General features: G+C 58.5%; 15 protein-coding genes and 1 pseudogene. 6 read left to right on the forward strand and 10 right to left on the reverse strand.

The window, feature by feature from the left end; all coding sequences use genetic code 11:
• Positions 1-98: 98 nt before the first annotated feature.
• The 9 genes from ACTG19_RS04415 to glpT form a co-directional block, all read right to left on the reverse strand.
• Positions 99-1,289 (reverse strand): amino acid aminotransferase, encoded by a 1,191-nt coding sequence (locus ACTG19_RS04415; protein WP_019446765.1) that lies wholly within the window; start codon positions 1,287-1,289, stop codon positions 99-101.
• A gap of 145 nt (positions 1,290-1,434) precedes the next feature.
• Positions 1,435-2,376 carry a hypothetical protein gene (locus tag ACTG19_RS04420; RefSeq protein WP_162628326.1) on the reverse strand — a complete coding sequence of 314 codons (942 nt, stop codon included), beginning with the start codon at positions 2,374-2,376 and terminating at the stop codon, positions 1,435-1,437.
• A gap of 171 nt (positions 2,377-2,547) precedes the next feature.
• Positions 2,548-3,420: an HTH-type transcriptional regulator HdfR gene (gene hdfR, locus ACTG19_RS04425; RefSeq protein WP_005337525.1), complete on the reverse strand. Its 873-nt coding sequence runs from the start codon at positions 3,418-3,420 to the stop codon at positions 2,548-2,550.
• Positions 3,420-3,791, reverse strand: coding sequence for a DUF413 domain-containing protein (locus tag ACTG19_RS04430; protein ID WP_113738679.1), 372 nt, complete (start codon positions 3,789-3,791; stop codon positions 3,420-3,422). Before ACTG19_RS04430 ends, hdfR begins: the two co-directional genes overlap by 1 nt.
• A 298-nt stretch (positions 3,792-4,089) precedes the next feature.
• On the reverse strand, positions 4,090-4,572 hold the full coding sequence (gene eco / locus ACTG19_RS04435; RefSeq protein ID WP_005337529.1) for a serine protease inhibitor ecotin: 483 nt from the start codon (positions 4,570-4,572) through the stop codon (positions 4,090-4,092).
• Between the two features lie 218 nt (positions 4,573-4,790).
• A complete protein-coding gene (gene glpQ / locus ACTG19_RS04440; protein WP_005337531.1) occupies positions 4,791-5,879 on the reverse strand; it encodes a glycerophosphodiester phosphodiesterase in 1,089 nt (362 codons plus the stop codon).
• A 107-nt stretch (positions 5,880-5,986) separates the two neighbouring features.
• Complete coding sequence (glpD, locus tag ACTG19_RS04445; RefSeq protein ID WP_139476640.1) at positions 5,987-7,474, reverse strand: glycerol-3-phosphate dehydrogenase; 1,488 nt, start codon at positions 7,472-7,474, stop codon at positions 5,987-5,989.
• Positions 7,475-7,791: 317 nt separating this feature from the next.
• A complete protein-coding gene (locus tag ACTG19_RS04450; protein WP_005337538.1) occupies positions 7,792-8,550 on the reverse strand; it encodes a DeoR/GlpR family transcriptional regulator in 759 nt (252 codons plus the stop codon).
• Between the two features lie 102 nt (positions 8,551-8,652).
• Positions 8,653-10,011 (reverse strand): glycerol-3-phosphate transporter, encoded by a 1,359-nt coding sequence (gene glpT, locus ACTG19_RS04455; protein ID WP_005337540.1) that lies wholly within the window; start codon positions 10,009-10,011, stop codon positions 8,653-8,655.
• Between the two features lie 489 nt (positions 10,012-10,500).
• On the opposite strand from glpT, the gene ACTG19_RS04460 reads away from it, so the two are divergent.
• The 4 genes from ACTG19_RS04460 (at position 10,501) to ACTG19_RS04475 (ending at position 15,549) form a co-directional block, all read left to right on the forward strand.
• Positions 10,501-11,349: an MIP/aquaporin family protein gene (locus tag ACTG19_RS04460; RefSeq protein WP_005337544.1), complete on the forward strand. Its 849-nt coding sequence runs from the start codon at positions 10,501-10,503 to the stop codon at positions 11,347-11,349.
• 54 nt (positions 11,350-11,403) lie between these two features.
• On the forward strand, positions 11,404-12,906 hold the full coding sequence (glpK, locus tag ACTG19_RS04465; RefSeq protein ID WP_005337546.1) for a glycerol kinase GlpK: 1,503 nt from the start codon (positions 11,404-11,406) through the stop codon (positions 12,904-12,906).
• A 227-nt stretch (positions 12,907-13,133) separates the two neighbouring features.
• Complete coding sequence (locus tag ACTG19_RS04470) at positions 13,134-15,110, forward strand: methyl-accepting chemotaxis protein (protein WP_439988787.1); 1,977 nt, start codon at positions 13,134-13,136, stop codon at positions 15,108-15,110.
• 205 nt (positions 15,111-15,315) lie between these two features.
• Entirely contained in the window at positions 15,316-15,549 is a 234-nt protein-coding gene (locus tag ACTG19_RS04475) for a hypothetical protein (RefSeq protein ID WP_005337550.1), read from the forward strand.
• Between the two features lie 171 nt (positions 15,550-15,720).
• Here the strand turns inward: ACTG19_RS04475 and ACTG19_RS04480 are convergent, their stop codons facing one another.
• On the reverse strand, positions 15,721-16,623 hold the full coding sequence (locus ACTG19_RS04480; protein WP_439988788.1) for a LysR substrate-binding domain-containing protein: 903 nt from the start codon (positions 16,621-16,623) through the stop codon (positions 15,721-15,723).
• Positions 16,624-16,818: 195 nt separating this feature from the next.
• Between ACTG19_RS04480 and ACTG19_RS04485 the strand changes: the two are divergent.
• Both ACTG19_RS04485 and ACTG19_RS04490 read left to right on the forward strand, forming a co-directional pair.
• Positions 16,819-17,102 (forward strand): annotated as a pseudogene (locus ACTG19_RS04485) (DUF6404 family protein); the annotation flags it as partial.
• A gap of 100 nt (positions 17,103-17,202) precedes the next feature.
• Positions 17,203-17,565, forward strand: coding sequence for a VOC family protein (locus ACTG19_RS04490; protein WP_021229361.1), 363 nt, complete (start codon positions 17,203-17,205; stop codon positions 17,563-17,565).
• The last annotated feature ends 48 nt before the right edge of the window (positions 17,566-17,613 follow it).

A 17,613-nucleotide genomic window follows, 5' to 3' on the forward strand; every position in this document is an offset into this window, starting at 1 on the left:
TTTGACTGTTTGGCGATCAGCCGTTGGCGATCAAAAAAGCCCGTCACCAAGGTGACGGGCTTTTTCATGGCATAGTGCCAGAGCACAAGGCGATGCGATTACAGCACCTTGGCGATCGCCTCGCACAGAGGATCGATATTGGCGCGGGTAATACCGGCTACGCTGATCCGGCCTGAGCCGACGATATAGATGGCAAATTCGCTCTTGAGGCGCTCCACCTGCTCCTTGGTGAGGCCGGAGAAGGAGAACATGCCGTTCTGCTCGCGGATAAAGCTGAAATCCTGGCTCACGCCGAGGGCAGCCAGCTTCTCTACCAGCAGTTCGCGCATCTCGCGAATACGCACCCGCATGGCAGCCACTTCTTCGACCCACTCGGCATAGAGAGCCGGATCGCTCACCACGGCGGTGACCACGGCGGCACCGTGTGACGGCGGGTTGGAGTAGTTGGCACGAATGACGGTCTTGACCTGGGTGAAGGCCACATCGGCGATCTCTTTGGTCGCGCTCACCAGCGTGAAGGCGCCGACCCGCTCGTTGTAGAGGCCGAAGTTCTTGGAGAAAGAGCTCGCCACCAGCAGCTCGTCATGGCACTCGGCGAAGATGCGCAGGCCTTCGGCATCCTCTTCGATACCACGGGCAAAACCCTGATAGGCGAAGTCAAACAGCGGCAACCAGCCGGCAGCAGCACTTTGCTTGGCCAGCGCGCGCCACTGATCGCTAGTGGGGTCGATACCGGTCGGGTTGTGGCAGCAACCGTGCAGCAGCACCAGCTCACCCGGCTGCACTTCGGCCAGCGAGGCCTGCATGGCGGCAAAGTCGAGTCCCTTGGTCGCTGCGTCGTAGTACTTGTACCACTTGACGGTCAGGCCCGCGGCCTGGAATACGCTGACGTGGTTGGCCCAGGTGGGATCAGAGATCCAGATGGTCTTGGCCAGACCGTTGCGCACCACGAATTCGGCCGCGATACGCAGGGCACCGGTACCGCCCGGCGCTTGCGCGGTCTTGGCGCGGCCACTGGCAACCAGCGCAGAGTGCTGCCCGAACAGCAGTTGCTGCACGATGCGGCCATATTCGATATTGCCTTCAATACCGAGGTAGTTCTTGGTCTTCTCGTCGGTCAGCAGCTTCTGCTCGGCTTTCTTGACACAGTGAAGAATGGGGGTGGCACCGGACTCGTCCTTGTAGATCCCTACGCCCAGATTGATCTTGTGGCTGCGAGAGTCAGCGCGGAAGGCTTCGGTCAGGCCCAGGATCGGATCCGCTGGGGCGGCAACAACCTTTTCAAACATGGTATTCCCTGTATTCCGTTGAGTTCGTTGGGTGGCAAAGCGGCTTGATAAACAAAAGCGCTCATCTGGCGAGCGCTTCGTCAACTCTTTATATCACCGCGTTCAATGAGGGAAAACCGCTTTTTGGCTCGCTTTCAGGCCAATTTCAACCAACGGCATGCCACGCTGGCGCCAGTGCGCACACCTCGGCAGACAAGCCACCATTTGACTCAACCAAACCGCTACAAACTGCTAACAATGGCTTGGGGATCCGGCTCGGTTCCCACGGCCGGGCCTCAGTCAAAGGTTGGGCATACGCACTGAGAATGGGGGCCAGATCACGGGGAAGCCACCAGCTGGCCGGACGACCCAAGCGCTGGGCCAGCGCCTGCAGCCGATCAACCCCGGCAGGGTCGAGGGCGGTGAGATGACTCCACAACACATTGGGGGGCAAGGCGGCAACTACCTGCTGCAAGGCAAAAGGAGCCGATGGGGGAGCCCACACCAGCAAGGTGCCGGGTTCAAGAGGCAGCTCGGCAAAGGCGCCGACGCTGTCTGTGGTGATCACCCGCTCGATGCTCCCCTCCCCCCACAGGATCTTGCCAAGACCCGCCAGGGTGCGCTCGGGTAGCGCCACCTCCCCCAGCGCCTGCAACCAGGGGGCTGCGTCGATCAGGGTGCCACCGCTGAAAAAGAGGCTGAACGGCTGGGCTGCGCGCAAGCGCAACAGCTGATCGGCGCAGAGCCGGATCCCCTTGTCCTCGAAATCGATCTGCTCGTTGGGGGTGAAGTTCACCTCGCTCTTGCGATAGAGCGCCGCCAGCACCCGCTCGTTGACCTGCTCCCCCAATTGCCAGCCCTGAGCATGCAACCACTCCTCGGGCTCGGGGGGAGCGGTGGCGATCTCGGCCAACGTCAGCTCGCGGGTGAGATAACGCCGCCCGGCCGGGGTGAGCTCATAGCTGTGGCTGCCATGGGCGAGCAGCAGCTGGTTATCCTTGAGCAGCCCCACCAGCGGTTGCCACTGGCGGCCACGGATCACCACTGGTGAGTGACTCAGCAACTGCTGCGCCAGCGCCCGCCATTCGGGGTGACTAAAGTCGATCAATTACAATCCATCCCTGTCAGTGCTCAATCGGATAAACAGCCTGAAAAGGTACCGTTACAGACCGATGACGCCAAGCCTCCCGCGCCAATTACGTGACCTCGCTCCCTGCAATTTTCCCCAAACAGAAGAGCCCACCGTGGGGTGGGCTCTTTCTTGGATAACACTCGACGCTTATTCGACGTTGAGACGCAACTCGGCATCGTGCCAACCCAGTGGCAGGGTCAGCAACTGATCGATCAGCTCCCGGCGATCGGATTTCTCCAGATAGGCGAGATAGAGCGGACGGCTCAGCGGCTGGCCCCCTTCTACCAGATGCAACGCCCCCTTCTCGAGGAAGGGGCTGACCATCCGCCGTGGCAGGTAGGCAGCGCCACCGTTGGCCAACACAAACTGCAACGCCATGCTGGCGGAGCTGGAGTGCAGCACTGGGGTCTTTTGCAGGCTCTGCAAGCGGCTGGGTTGCGGCTCGAAGCTGGTACCCCAGTCGAGGTGGATGTGCGGCATCTGCATCAGGTTGTCGGCATTGGCGGCCGGATCCCGGCTCACCAGCTCGAACACCAGCTCACCGATGGGATGCAGGGCAATCTCGTCGATCTTGGTGGGCTCGGAGAGCAGGGCCAGATCGAGGGAGCGCTCCAGCAACTGGCGGCAGAGGTGCTCGCGGGAGGCTGTTTCCAGCCGTACCGCCAAACCGGGCGCCAGCGCATAGATGTGGTTGAGCCAGTCGTTGAAATCGAGCTCCCAAAACACCGCGGGCGCGCCGATGGCCAACTGCTGGCTGAATCCTGGCGAGAGCGCCACATCCTGCTTGGCACGACCAAGGGTGTGCAAGATAGCGTCTGCGTAGGGCAGCAGACGCTCACCGGAGGCGGTCAGGCGGATGTTGTTGCGATGACGTGCAAACAGACTGACACCCAGTTGCTGCTCGAGCTGGCGGATCCGGAAACTCACCGCCGACTGGGTCAGGTAGAGATTTTCAGCAGCCCGGCCAAAATGCCGGGTCTTGCTCACCTCGATAAAGGTCCGAAGCAGCTCGGTATCCATTAATCGATGGACTCGTCACTGCCACCACCGCTGCCACCACCGACATCAAAGCTGCCGCCACCGCTGCTCTCTTCGCTGGCGCCGCCAACGACGGTGCAGAGGCGATGAACGCGCTTGGGACCGATCACCTTGAGGTATTTGAACCACACCTTGGCATGGGGGTTGGTACCGGCTGCGCCGGATTTGACCTGCTCGACGAAGGCGGACTCGACATCGTCACGGGGTGCAAGGTTGCCCTGGTAGAGTGCCAGCATAGCGGTACCATACTTTTCCAGACTGTCCGCTTCGGCCACAGTGAATTCACCACTGCGACGCAGGCCACGGGGAAAATGTTTGAAGTCGTTGAAACGCTTGTCTGATTCGAAGCTCATAGTGCTCTTTTTTCTGGTTAGTTTGACCTTTGCGGGCAAGTATCATCAGGCCATCGCCGAGTGCAAAATCAATTTTCTCACTATGTTAATAAATATCTTTTATCGAAGTCACTTTGCCCCATCGCTGACGCTGATTTTGTGGCATAACACACAAAAAACGTTGATAAATAATAAACTTATGTAAACGTGCAGCCAATTTGCACGTCACTTTTTGGACTGTGCAGGCAAAAATAAAGCGCCATACGGCGCTTTATTTGTCACATCAGGTGAACCAGCTGAACCTTTGGTTCAAACATGCTTACTCAATCATGGCCGGTTGGGCCAGGTTGTCTGCACGCCACAGACGGTAGCGCACTTCATACTCCTGCGGCACGTAGATCACGAACGGCAGTTTTGAGTTGTAGTTCACGAAGAAGCCCTGACCGTAGATCTGGACGAAGGTCTCTTTCTGCTGGTTATCCGGGCACATCATCAGGGTGCTGATGGGGTCGGAAACCTTGCCCAGTTTCAGGTAGTTGTAGCCCCAGCCTTTGACGCTGTGCTGTTCCAGGTTGCCTGCAAAACGCGGTACGTTGCAATCAACCATCATCTTTTTGCCGACCTGCAGCTCGACCATCATGTCGGCTTCTTTCTCGACTTCAGGCAGGCGGATCACCACACGTTCCTGATTCACGTCAGCGGCTGGGAACATGCTGATATCAAATTTTTTCGGCTCGGCGGCGAAGGCATGGCCACCCAGCAACAAGGCGCCCAGCAGGCTAAAACGCAATACGGTTTTCATCTGTACCTCATGGGGTTGGTTCAACGCCGCTAGACTAACCGCTCTGCCGATTTCATGCCAGCGATCTGCTACGTAAAAACTGCGTAAAATGATGCAGATCCGGCACACCATGACGTGATCTGGCTATTTTCTGACAGGGCGCACACTCCCGTTACGGGAACCTGAAACAAAAAGCGAGGCCAATTAGCCTCGCTTTGCATTCAAATGGCGCCAGAGTGCTATTTGGCCGCCTCTTGATGGGCCTTGATGACGGCCACCGCCTTGTCGGGGAAGTCGCTGAACACCCCATCCACATCGGCCTGATAGAGGAAAATATTAAGGAGATCGGTGAAGTCCTTGGCATAGGCCGGGATCTGCCCCTCATCCTGACGGAAGGTATAGGGGTGAACTTTCAGGCCCGCCGCGTGGGCTTCTTTTACCATGCCGGTGAAGACCGGCTTGCCCAAAGTGCCCGGCTCGGTGACGATCATCGGTTTCCACGGGCCAATCCCTTCGGCATAGCTGGCGATGGTTTTCATCGCCCCCGGCTTGAACATCCAGTCATAGTTGTAGGGGGTAGCCTTGCCCTTGGCGTCGTAGACCATGGTCTCGTTCCAGTCGGTCTCGGCCATCAGCTGCACCAGTTTCAGATCCATACCCATGGCGGGCATCAGTTCGCTGTTGATGCGCTTGAGTTCATCGGCATCGAAGCACTGCAGATAGACCTTGTCATCCTTCCCGGTGTAGCCGTACTCCTTGAGCACCTTCAGCACTGCTTTGGAGATATCCTTGCCTTCGTGACGGAACAGCCAGGGCGCCTTGATCTCCGGGTAGATGCCGATGTTCTTACCGGTGCTCTTGTTGAGCCCCTGGATCATCTCGATCTCCTCCTGGAAGGTGTGGATCTTGAAGTCTGACTTCCAGAGCGGGAAGCGGGCAGGATAGACCGGCACCTGCTTGCCATCCACCAGCTGGAACGGCTCGGTCATGCGCAGGGAGCGCACCTCGTCCAGGGTGAAATCCACCACATAATAACGGCCGTCCGGACGGGCACGGCCGGGGAAGCGCGCCGCCACATCGGTGATGCCATCGAGGAAGTGATCGTGCATCACCACCAGCTGGTCATCCTTGGTCATCACCAGATCCTGTTCCAGATAGTCGGCCCCCATGCCATAGGCCAGCGCCTTGGACTCCAGGGTATGCTCGGGCAGGTAGCCGGAAGCGCCACGGTGGGCGATCACCACCTTGCCTTCATCGGCAGCCAACACGGGTAATGAGAGGGATGCCCCAAGGCTCAAGGCGATGAGGGAAACGGCGAGTTTTTTCATATGTGATGCTCTTTTATTATTGTGTGTAGGTAATTGTTCTATCAGAGGTTTGTTTCATATTTACGGTGGAAAGCGGTGGGCAGCAGCGCACTGCCCACCGTCACTCATCAGCTCGCCTTGCGCAGAGCCTGATGGTATTGGTCGAGCCAGATCTGCAGCATCTGCTGCTCTGACTCGTTCAAGCGCAGCCCCAGCTTGCTGCGGCGCCAGAGGATATCGTCCAGTGAACAGGCCCACTCCCGTTCGATGAGATAGCGCACTTCCGACTCGTACAGGCCACCACCGAAGTGAATGCCGCGATCCTCTTTCAGCCAGAGACGGGCATGGGCGCCATAAGCTTCGGCAATGCGCAGGGCGCTGCGATCATCGAGCCAGTCAAACTCCAGCGCAAAGGCGCGGGCCAGCTCGCGCACCGAGCAGTCAAACTCGCCACCTGGCAGCCGGCTGGTCGCAGTCCAGTCATCCCCCATCTGGCTGAACCAGGGCTTGAGCTTGTTGCAGGCAGCCTGCGCCAGCTTGCGATAGGTAGTGAGCTTGCCGCCAAACACCGACAAGAGCGGCGCACCATCCGATTCGCCAGAGAGCTCGAGGGTGTAGTCGCGGGTCACCGCCTGCGGCGAGTCTGACTCGTCATCACAGAGCGGGCGCACCCCGGCGTAAGTCCAGATCACATCTTTCGGCGCAATCTGGCGAGTGAAGTGGGCGTTGACCACCTTGCACAGGTAGGTAATTTCGGCCTCGCTGATCTTCGCTTCCCGCGGGCTGCCGTGGTGCTCCACATCGGTGGTGCCGATGAGTGAGTAGTCCTGCTGATAAGGGATGACGAAGACGATGCGGTTGTCTTCGTTTTGCAGGATATAGGCCTCTTCGCGCTCATGGATGCGCGGCACTATCATGTGGCTGCCTTTAATAAGGCGAATGCCGCGGGGGGATTTCTCGTGCAGGCTCTCGTCGTAGAAGGTCTTGACCCAGGGGCCCGCCGCATTGACCAGACCACGACAGGTGACGGTGAACTGCTCGCCCCCTTCCCGCTCCAAAGTGAGCGTCCAGTGTTTGGAACCGCGCACCGCCTTGATGCAGCGGGTGCGGGTCTGCACGTCGGCCCCCTTGTCACGGGCCATCATGGCGTTGAGCACCACCAACCGGGCGTCGTCGACCCAAGCATCGGAATATTCAAACCCCTTGTTGATCCCCGCGCTCAAGCCATCTTGCGGCAGGAAGCGCACGCCACAGCTCCCCTTTAGCTTGTCGCGCTTGGCCAGATTGTCATAGAGGAACAGACCGGCGCGGATCATCCAGGCCGGACGCAGGTGCGGGCGGTGCGGCAGGCGAAAACGCATGGGACGGGCGATGTGAGGCGCCATACCGAGCAGCACCTCCCGCTCCGCCAATGCCTCTTTCACCAGCCGGAATTCGTAATGCTCGAGATAGCGCAAACCGCCGTGGATCAGCTTGCTGGAGTTGGACGAGGTGGCAGAGGCGAGATCTTGCGCCTCAAACAGGGCAACCTTCAGGCCCCGTCCTGCCGCATCGGCTGCGATGCCGACCCCGTTGATGCCGCCACCGACGACGACCAGATCATAATGTTCGCTCATGTTCACCTACTTTCATTTTTATGATTGCCATAACAGCAATGTTTGATTTCGCTCATTTTAGAACATGAAAATACAACAAACGAACATTTTATGATGAAAGTGTGATCGCCACAGCCCGCCAGAGGTGGCAAAGGGGACAGGTCAGCGGAGCAAATGGCGTCGGGCCAACATCGGCGGGTTGATAGCCAAAAAAACCAGATTGAATAGTGGTTTTGGCAATACCTATAAAGGGGTGAGATGGGTGCAGGGATGGGGGAGAGAAAGAGAAAGGAGGCCGCCCTGACGGGCGACCGGCACAGCCTTGGCGTGTTTCGCCGTCAGCAGATGTGGCAGGCGATCTGGTGTTGCGCCATCAATCGCGCCAGCTTTTCCGGTGGCTCCTGATCGGTAAAGAGGGCGTGGATCTGGCTGAGATTGCCCAGATTGACCATGGCATTGCGACCGAACTTGGTGTGGTCGGCGGCCAGAAAGACCTGACGGGAGTGGGCGATGATGGCCTGGGCGATCTTCACCTCGTGATAGTCGAAATCGAGCAGGGAGCCGTCGTTGTCGATCCCCGAAATCCCGATAACGCCATAGTCCATGCGAAACTGACCGATGAAGTCGCGGGTCGCCTCCCCCACGATGCCGCCATCGCGGTTGCGGATCTCGCCGCCGGCAATGATGACGGTGAAGTCATCCTTGGCCGTCAAAATGCTGGCCACGTTGAGGTTGTTGGTGACGATGCGCAGCTCGCGGTGATCGAGCAGGGCGCGGGCGATCGCCTCGGTGGTGGTACCTATGTCGATAAAGAGCGATGAGCCGTCGGGAATATTGGCCGCAACCTCGCGGGCGATGCGCTCTTTCTCCTTGAGTTGCATCACTTTACGGGCGCTGTAGGCGGTATTGACGGTACTCGAATGCAGGGAGGCACCGCCATGATGGCGCCGGATCTTGTTCTGTTCGGCGAGATCGTTCAGATCCCGGCGAATGGTCTGGGGGCTGACGTCAAAGTGGGTCACCAGATCGTCGGTCGAGACAAATCCCTGCCGCGTCAGGACGTCCAGGATCTCCAGATGTCGTTGGGTTTGCTTCACGCTTGCACTCCGATGATGAGACAAAAAAAGGCCCCGGCAGATGCGGGGCCTTTTGGCAGTTTACCTGATCCCCTTTGGGATCAATAAGCTGAGGATCACGTTTTATGCCTTATGGGCAGCCGCTTTCTTGGCCGCAACGGCAATGTTCTCGTGCTTGAGGGTCATCGCCAGCAGAATGATGGAGAGCACGCAGGAGACGGTCAGCACCATGAAGCCGCCATCCCAACCGAAGTGGTCAACGGTGTAGCCCAACATGGCGTTGGCTGCCACGGCGCCGCCCAGATAACCGAACAGACCGGTGAAACCTGCCGCAGTACCGGCTGCTTTCTTCGGTGCCAGCTCAAGAGCATAGAGACCGATCAGCATGACAGGGCCGTAGATCAGGAAGCCGATAGCCACCAGCGCCATCATGTCGATGGTCGGGTTGCCGGCCGGGTTGAACCAGTAAACCAGCACAGCCAGGGTCACCAGCACCATGAACAGGATACCGGCCGGTGCACGGCGGCCCTGGAACATCTTGTCAGAGATCCAGCCACACAGCAGGGTGCCCGGAATACCGGCCCACTCGTAGAGGAAGTAAGCCCAGGAGGAGTTGTCGACGGTGAAGTGCTTGGCCTCTTTCAGGTAGGTTGGCGCCCAGTCCAGCACACCGTAACGAATGAGGTAAACGAAAGCGTTGGCGATCGCGATGTACCACAGCAGTTTGTTGTGCAGCACGTACTTGACGAAGATCTCCTTGGCGGAAAACTCCTGCTCGTGGCTCTCGTTGTAATCCTTCGGATAGTCGTTCTTGTACTCCTCGATGGGAGGCAGACCGACCGATTGCGGGGTATCACGCATCACGAAGAAGGCGATCACCGCGATGGCGGCCGCCGCTGCCGCAGGCACATAGAAAGCGCTGCGCCAGTCGTTGAACCAGCCCATCCCGAGGATAAACAGCGGGCCAATCATGCCGCCACCCACGTTGTGTGCCACGTTCCAGACCGCAACCACTTCGCCGCGCTCTTTCTGTGACCACCAGTGCACCATGGTGCGACCGCAGGGCGGCCAGCCCATACCCTGTGCCCAACCGTTCAGGAACAACAGCACAAACATGATGGCAATGCTGGAGGTGGCCCAGTGCATGGTACCCATCATGAACATGATGGCAGCCGAGAGCAGCAGACCGGCGGAGAGGAAGTAACGGGCGTTGGAACGGTCGGAGACGTTCCCCATCAGGAACTTGGACAAACCGTAAGCGATGGAGACCCCGGAGAGCGCGAAACCGAGATCACCACGGGAGAAGCCCTGCTCGATCAGATAGGGCATCGCCAGACTGAAGTTTTTCCGTACCAGATAGTAGCCGGCGTAACCGAAGAAGATCCCGAAAAACACCTGCCAACGCATGCGTTTGTAGAAGGGATCGACCTTGTCAGCCGGGAGCCTGTCGATGTGCGCCGCAGGCCTGAAGAGACTAAGCATGTTCTGCTTCCTTATTGTTGTTATGGGCGGTTGAGGATGCCCTGACCATTCCAACGAATCATGTGAGTCCACTAATTCGTAAGCGAGCCTATTGTGCTCATATGCGCTCATTTAATCTGTGATGCATGCTCAAATATTGCAGTTTTATTACAAATAAAAGCTCCAAATGAGAAATCACTCAGCAAGCGTCAGCCCTTGTGTGGCAAGGGTTGCAAGCTACCCCCTAAGTGGTAACTGGCGGTAATCAAGATGCTTTACGTCACATTTTCTTAGCAATGAGTGGGATCTTGTCCACATTTCCTATGGAGGGGGGATGGTGAAATTATTGGGAAGGGTTATTTTCTGTCACGACCGATAACGAGCGCAAACGAGCATAACGTTTGCGCAAGACGCAAAAACAACAAGGAAACGTTTTCGGCAGCAACGGATAGACACAAAAAGATAAAACGGAACATCAAACCTCTACGGGTGGATATAAGGAACAAAAGTATGAGCATACAAAGACCCAATACCCTGCTTGGCGAGTGCATCGCCGAGTTTATCGGAACCGGCCTGCTGATATTTTTCGGCGTCGGATGTGTGGCGGCACTGGTGCTGGCAGGCGCCAACTTCGGGCAGTGGGAAATCTCCATTACCTGGGGTCTGGGTGTGGCCATCGCCATCTATGTGACCGGCGGCATTTCAGGTGCTCACCTGAACCCGGCTGTAACCCTGGCGCTGATGACCTTCTGCGGTTTCGACAAGCGCAAGGTGGTACCCTACATCATCGCCCAGATAGCCGGTGCCTTCTGCTTCGCGGCCCTTGTCTACTTCCTTTATGGTAACCTTTTCACCCAGTGGGAAGTGACCCATAACGTGGTGCGCGGCAGCGTCGAGAGCCTCGGCACCGCCGGGATCTTCTCCACCTACCCCAATGCCCTGCTGACCAATATGCAAGCTTTTGCCGTCGAGCTGGTGATCACCGCCGTCCTGATGCTGGGCATCATGGCGCTGGGTGACAACAACAACGGCGCTCCTAAAGGTTTCGCAGCCGCTCTGCTGATCGGTATCCTGATCGCGGTGATCGGTGCCTCCCTTGGCCCGTTAACCGGTTTTGCCATGAACCCGGCCCGTGACTTTGGTCCGAAACTGTTCGCGTTCTTTGCTGGCTGGGGTGATGTTGCCCTAACCGGTGGTCGTGACAACCCCTACTTCTGGGTTCCGATCCTTGGCCCCATCGTTGGCGCCCAGATTGGTACCGCTCTGTATGTCAAAGTGCTGGCTCCCTGCGTCCCGGGCAACCGTGTCGTCACCACCGAGCAAGCGACCCAAACCGCCAAAGAAGAGGCTGCCGCATAAGAGCGGCCCCCTCCAACGTATAAAAACGTGGAAAATAGAAACGTGGAGAACATCATGTCTGCTGAAAAGAAATATGTCGTCGCTCTGGACCAGGGAACCACCTCTTCCCGCGCCATCGTGTTTGATCAGGATGCCAACATTGTCGGTACCTCCCAGCGCGAGTTCACCCAGCACTACCCGAAAGCGGGCTGGGTAGAGCACGACCCGATGGAGATCTGGGCGACCCAATCCTCCGTCTTTACCGAAGTGCTGGCCAAGACCGGCCTGCGCAGCGAAGAGATAGCCGCCATCGGTATCACCAACCAGCGTGAAACCACCGTTGTCTGGGAAAAGGCCACCGGCAAGCCCATCTACAACGCCATCGTCTGGCAGTGCCGCCGCACCGCAGCCATCTGTGAAGAGCTGAAAGCACGCGGTCTGGAAGAGTACGTTCGCGAGAACACAGGTCTGGTGCTGGATGCCTACTTCTCCGGTACCAAGGTGAAGTGGATCCTCGACAACGTGGAAGGTGCCCGCGAGAAAGCAATGAACGGCGAGCTGCTGTTCGGCACCATCGACACCTGGCTGGTCTGGAAGATGACCAATGGCGAAGTACACGTCACCGACCCGACCAACGCCTCCCGTACCATGCTCTACAACATCCGCGAGCTGAAGTGGGACGAGAAAATGCTGGACGAGCTGGGCATCCCCATGTCCATGCTGCCGGAAGTGAAACCCTCTTCCGAAGTGTACGGCTACACCACCCGTGGCGGCGGCTCCCGCATCCCCATCGCCGGTATTGCCGGTGACCAGCAGTCTGCCCTGTTCGGCCAGCTCTGCTTTGAAAAAGGGATGGCCAAGAACACCTACGGCACCGGCTGCTTCATGCTGATGAACACCGGCACCGAGCCGGTTCGCTCCAGCAACGGCCTGCTGACTACCGTTGCCATCGGCCCGAAAGGGGAAGTGAACTACGCGCTGGAAGGTGCAGTGTTTATGGGCGGCGCCACCATCCAGTGGTTGCGTGACGAGCTGAAGATCATTCACGATGCCCGCGATACCGACTACTTCGCCTCCAAGGTGGGCGATACCAACGGCGTCTATCTGGTACCGGCCTTCGTTGGTCTGGGCGCGCCCTACTGGGATCCGTATGCTCGCGGCACCATGGTCGGTCTGACCCGTGGTGCCAACCGCAACCACATCATCCGCGCTGCGCTGGAATCCATCGCCTATCAGAGCCGCGATGTGCTGGATGCGATGCAGCAGGACTCCGGCATCAAGCTGGCAGCCCTCAAGGTAGACGGCGGCGCCGTAGCCAACGACTTCCTGATGCAGTTCCAGGCTGACATGATGCACACCCCGGTGGTACGTCCGACCCGCATCGAGACTACCGCCATGGGCGCCGCCTTCCTGGCTGGTCTGGCAGTCGGCTTCTGGAAGAGCTCGGACGAGCTGGAAGACAAGTTCAGCGTGGACCGCGAGTTCATCCCGCAGATGGACAGAGACGATCGCGCCAAACGTTACAGCGGCTGGCAAAAAGCGGTTGAGCGTTCACGCCGTTGGGCTGAAGAGGATTGATCGGGCACCCGACATTCCGTTGAGATAAAAACCCAAGAGGCCGACCGCAATGTCGGCCTCTCTTTTTTATGCTTTCCCTTGCCGCTTTCTGCCCTCTTCCCCGCTCATTGCTCCCTCCTGTTTTTCTGCCGCCCTCTGTTGTCACCATCCATCACAACACAATTGAGTTCTCTATCTATAATCATCATCTGGGTCGCATATGCGACCTTATTTATGAGGAGAGCGATATGGAGAGGGCGATACACCGTTTTACACTGCACTCACTCTGGTCAGGGCTCGGGATCCGCACCCGGATCCTCGCAGGCGTGGCGATACTGATGGCCATCGCCATCAGCTGCATCACCTTGATCCTCGAGCAGATATCCCACAGTCAGGCCCAACAGCGGGTCGAACGCTACGAGCTGCCAAGCAGCGTGGATCGCATTGCCAACCAGCTGACAGCGCAGCTTATCCAGCACCTCACCGAGGCGCAGGCGTTGGCCAGCAACCGTTTTGTCATCGACTGGCTGACCGCTGGCATGCCAGAGCAAGAGTGGCCCGCCATGGAGCGTTACTTTCAGGATCTGCAACAGCGGATCGGCGGCAACGTCTTTATCGCACCCCGCCAGAGCAACACCCTGATCAACTTCAGCGGCGGCCCCACCGCCCAGAAATCGCTGAGCGAATCAGACCCGAAAGATGGATGGTTTTTCGGCTTTCTCAAACGCAGCAAACCCTATGAGCTGAACCTCGACATCTCGGATTTTGACAAGCGAGCCTCCCTCTATATCAACACCGCCGTCACCCACGAGGGCAAGACCCTGGCGGTGGCAGGCACCTCCATCGACATGAGCGCCCTGAGCAAACTCATCAGCGGCTACCGGATCGGCAAGAGCGGTCAGGTCTATCTGGCGGACATGGAGGGCAATATCGAGATCCACCCCGAGCAGGAGGTGGAGGGGGCCGCCCACCACCAGCAATCCTTCCTCGATACCGTCAAGCGGCTTATTCCCAATGCCCGGGAACAGGTGGCCGTAGAGGCGCTAACGCTGGAGGGGCAAACCTACCTCATCGCGGTACGTTACATTCCCACCCTCAACCGGCTGCTGATTGGCGAGATCAACAGCGCCGAGCTGGAAGAGGGACTGCAGGAATCCCGCCAGCTCATCATCATGGTATCGCTCGCCATCGGCGGGATCGCCATGCTGGCCTCCGCCTGGCTGGCTCACTCCATCAGTCGCCCGATTCGTCAGGCAGCCGATGGCATGCACCACATCACCGCCGATCGGGATCTGGCGACCCGCCTCGACTTCTCTGATGAGTCGGAGCTGGGCATGATGGCCCAGAGTTTCAATCAGCTGATCCAGAGCCTGAACCAGAGCTTCTCCCGCTTCCAGCAGTCAGGCAGCGCCCTCTCAGCGCAGTCGTCCCAATCCATGCAGCAGGCCCAGGCACTGGCAGGAGAAGCGTGCCAGCAGGCCCAGAGCATTCAGGAGCTGACCACTGTGGTCACCACCATCGGCGACAACGCCGAGCAGATCGCCAGCCGCTCTGAAGGGGTCAACGACGTAACCCAACGCATCGCCAACCATATGCTCAGCATCGAGCAGGATGTGACCCAGAGCGCCGCGCAACTCGACACCTTGCGCAGCAGCATCGGCAGCTCCTCGGCCCTGCTCGATGAGGTGGTGAAAGACAGCAACAACATCACCCAGATCATGAACCTCATCCGCGATGTCTCAAACCAGACCAACCTGCTGGCCCTCAATGCGGCCATCGAAGCGGCCCGGGCGGGGGATATGGGACGGGGCTTTGCGGTGGTGGCCGACGAGGTACGCCAACTGGCGGTGCGTACCCAGACCGCCACCAAGGATGTGCAGGATCTTATCTTGCGCCTGCAGGAGGGAACCCGGCAGGCCAGCAGCTCGATGGCAGACTCCCGCAACCTGAGCGAAGAGGGATACAACCGGATGAATCAGGCCAGAGAGGTGCTGGTTGATGCCACCAGCCAGATCAACCAGACCGCCCTCGAGATCAACGAGATCAGCGCGCTGGCGCAGGCGCAGAATCAACAGATGGGGCAAGCCAGAACGGCGCTCGACGAGCTGGCCATGGTGGCCGAACACCAGCGGGAACACGCACAGGAGAGCAATGCCGCCAGCCGCGAACTGTTCGAACTGGCCAAGGCCATCGACGAGCAGATCCGCCAATACCGGATTGGCTAGGCCCGGCGCTTCCCCCTCTCCCTCTCCCTCTCCCTCTCAATAACCAAGACGCCACCGCAGGGTGGCGTTTTCATTTTGCAAATCATTTTGCCTGCGCTCTCGAAACGGGAATGACGACAAGACTCGCAACCAATTGATAATTAACATTAAAAAATGTGGAATGGCCATTGCTTAGTGATATCAGACTCAACAGAGGGATATCGCCATGAAACCGACCACCACTCAAGCGCCCGTAGCCCACGTCGCCACTCAAAAAGAGACACTGACCCCCCGCGAAGGCACCTTCCTGATGATGGTGGCCCAACTGGTGGTGCTCACCTGCATCGTACTGGCCGCCACCGTCGGCGGCCTCTCCTGGCAGTGGACCCTGCTGCTGGCCATTCCGCCGGTGATCGGCGGCGCCCTGCTCAGCCGGGTATGGGGCAAACTGCCACGGTAACTGCGCTTCACCTCACACACCTTCCCGAACCGGCGGCCGACCCTCAAGTCGGCCGTCTGTTTATCTGCCGGCTGGCTAATGCTGATTGGCCGCAACGAAGGCGCGGCTTGTTCTTCGCCAAGCAAACCGCAGCGACGAACCGTTGAAACAAACCGCACAAACCAACCTGCACTAAAGGGTATGGCTGCCAAGCTGCTCTTTAAGAAAGTCGAGCCAGACCCGTAGCCGGATATCCCGCTGGGCATCGGAGTAGAAGACCGCATTGATGGGGCGCGAGGCGCCACTGTTGCTGCGCGCCAGCACCTCCACCAGCGCGCCGCTCTCCCGATCCGGCCCGGTCATAAAATCCGACAGACAGACAATCCCCTGCCCCGCCAGCGCCAGCTGACGCAAGGTTTCACCGCTGCTGGCACGCAGGCTGGGGGTGATGGCAAAGCGATCCCCCTGCTCGGCACTGAGCAGCGGCCAGTGGTTGAGGTGATCGGGATGCAAAAATCCAAGCAGCTCGTGACCGCTCAGCAGATCTGCCGGTTGGCGCGGGGTGCCGCGCTCGCTCAAGTAAGCAGGAGAGGCCAGCAGCCGCAACCGCGAACGGCCAAGGGGCAGCGCGCGCAGGGAGGAGTCGGTCAGCTCGCCGATGCGGATGGCCATGTCCACCCGCCGCTCCATCAGATTGATAAAGCCCTCCGAGCTGTGCAGTTGCAGCTCGATGGCAGGATAGCGAAGTCGAAACTCGCCGATAATTGGCACCAGCCGATGCAGAATAAAGGGGGTAGCGGCATCGACTCTCAACACCCCTTCGGGTTGTTCCCGGCGCATCAGCAGATGCCCCTCCGCCTCGCTCATCTCGGTCAGGATCTTCACCGCCCGCTGATAGAACCAGCTCCCCTCCTCGGTCAGGCTGACCCGGCGGGTGGTGCGATTGAGCAAAACGGTTGAGAGCTTCTCCTCCAGCCGCTTGATGCCGCGACTCACCACCGAGTTGTCCATGCCGAGGTTCTCCGCCGCTTGGCGAAAACTGCCCGCCTCCACCACCGCCACAAACAGGGTCAGTTCATCAGAATGGGTCTTCATTGCTGTTATCCGGACAAGAGTAATGGGCCTTTATAGGCGCAGCCGCTGTGGATTGGCAAGCGTGCGATGAGGCCAGTTCTTTTTTTCTACAGAGAAAGAACGTGACCGCGAGCCCACATCATACCCGCGATTTGTCAGTACAATGCAGCCAGAAAAGCACCGTATGGCACCACCCGTTTCACAAGGATTAATACCATGACATTTGAAGCACAGCTGGCCGCCGCCCATCAGGAGCTGGCTAACAAAGGGGTATGGCATGCCAACTACAATCCCCCCTTGTTCTGGTTGTTGCGCCAACTGGGTTGGTCTGTCAAACCGCCACATTACGAGAGCTGGCTTACCAACTTTCTGGTATTTGGCATCGGCCTTGGACTGATCTGGAGCATACTGTTGTGGCTTTTCAGCTGGCAACCATGGGAATGGATCTGCTATTTGCTCTACGTCAAACCGCATTTTTTGCGGGATTTATCGGCCTCATTATGGCCAGTGTCCTCAGGTTACGGCATAAGCAACTTAAACTGACCCCGTGGGAACAACTTGCTAAGCCCAGCGATGCTGATGATGAGGGAGACGAACTGAATGAAAGCCCATGAAAAACTGAACTATGTGGAGTTTGCAGCGCGGGACCTTGCGGCCACCAAGACCTTCTTTCAGGCTGTATTTGGCTGGCAGTTTGTCGATTACGGCCCCGACTACTGCGCCTTTGCCGATGAGGGGCTGGATGGCGGATTCTATCGGGCAGAGCAGTGCAATCAAACAGCTCAGGGCGGCGCCTTGCTGGTGTTCTACAGCGCTGATATTGAAGCAACCCAAGCCAAGGTGATCCAACACGGTGGCACAATCAGTCGCCCACTATTCGACTTCCCCGGTGGCTGCCGTTTCCACTTCGTTGAGCCCAGCGGCAATGAGTTTGCAGTCTGGTCAGAACATTCCCACGCCTGATGAAACAGGGCGGTACGTCCGCCCCTTTTCTCTTTGATGCCATGCCAC

The sequence above is a fragment of the Aeromonas sp. 3P genome, from assembly GCF_051919745.1.
Lineage (GTDB): Bacteria > Pseudomonadota > Gammaproteobacteria > Enterobacterales > Aeromonadaceae > Aeromonas > Aeromonas veronii.

What these genes read in the sequence shown, in the direction of transcription:
- ACTG19_RS04470 (WP_439988787.1), top strand. Translation starts at nt 13,134, where the DNA reads ATGGAGAGGGCGATACACCGTTTTACACTGCACTCACTCTGGTCAGGG.
- glpD (WP_139476640.1), bottom strand. Translation starts at nt 7,474, where the DNA reads ATGAGCGAACATTATGATCTGGTCGTCGTCGGTGGCGGCATCAACGGG.
- hdfR (WP_005337525.1), bottom strand. Translation starts at nt 3,420, where the DNA reads ATGGATACCGAGCTGCTTCGGACCTTTATCGAGGTGAGCAAGACCCGG.
- glpK (WP_005337546.1), top strand. Translation starts at nt 11,404, where the DNA reads ATGTCTGCTGAAAAGAAATATGTCGTCGCTCTGGACCAGGGAACCACC.
- eco (WP_005337529.1), bottom strand. Translation starts at nt 4,572, where the DNA reads ATGAAAACCGTATTGCGTTTTAGCCTGCTGGGCGCCTTGTTGCTGGGT.
- ACTG19_RS04475 (WP_005337550.1), top strand. Translation starts at nt 15,316, where the DNA reads ATGAAACCGACCACCACTCAAGCGCCCGTAGCCCACGTCGCCACTCAA.
- glpQ (WP_005337531.1), bottom strand. Translation starts at nt 5,879, where the DNA reads ATGAAAAAACTCGCCGTTTCCCTCATCGCCTTGAGCCTTGGGGCATCC.
- ACTG19_RS04460 (WP_005337544.1), top strand. Translation starts at nt 10,501, where the DNA reads ATGAGCATACAAAGACCCAATACCCTGCTTGGCGAGTGCATCGCCGAG.
- ACTG19_RS04430 (WP_113738679.1), bottom strand. Translation starts at nt 3,791, where the DNA reads ATGAGCTTCGAATCAGACAAGCGTTTCAACGACTTCAAACATTTTCCC.
- ACTG19_RS04415 (WP_019446765.1), bottom strand. Translation starts at nt 1,289, where the DNA reads ATGTTTGAAAAGGTTGTTGCCGCCCCAGCGGATCCGATCCTGGGCCTG.
- ACTG19_RS04480 (WP_439988788.1), bottom strand. Translation starts at nt 16,623, where the DNA reads ATGAAGACCCATTCTGATGAACTGACCCTGTTTGTGGCGGTGGTGGAG.
- glpT (WP_005337540.1), bottom strand. Translation starts at nt 10,011, where the DNA reads ATGCTTAGTCTCTTCAGGCCTGCGGCGCACATCGACAGGCTCCCGGCT.
- ACTG19_RS04490 (WP_021229361.1), top strand. Translation starts at nt 17,203, where the DNA reads ATGAAAGCCCATGAAAAACTGAACTATGTGGAGTTTGCAGCGCGGGAC.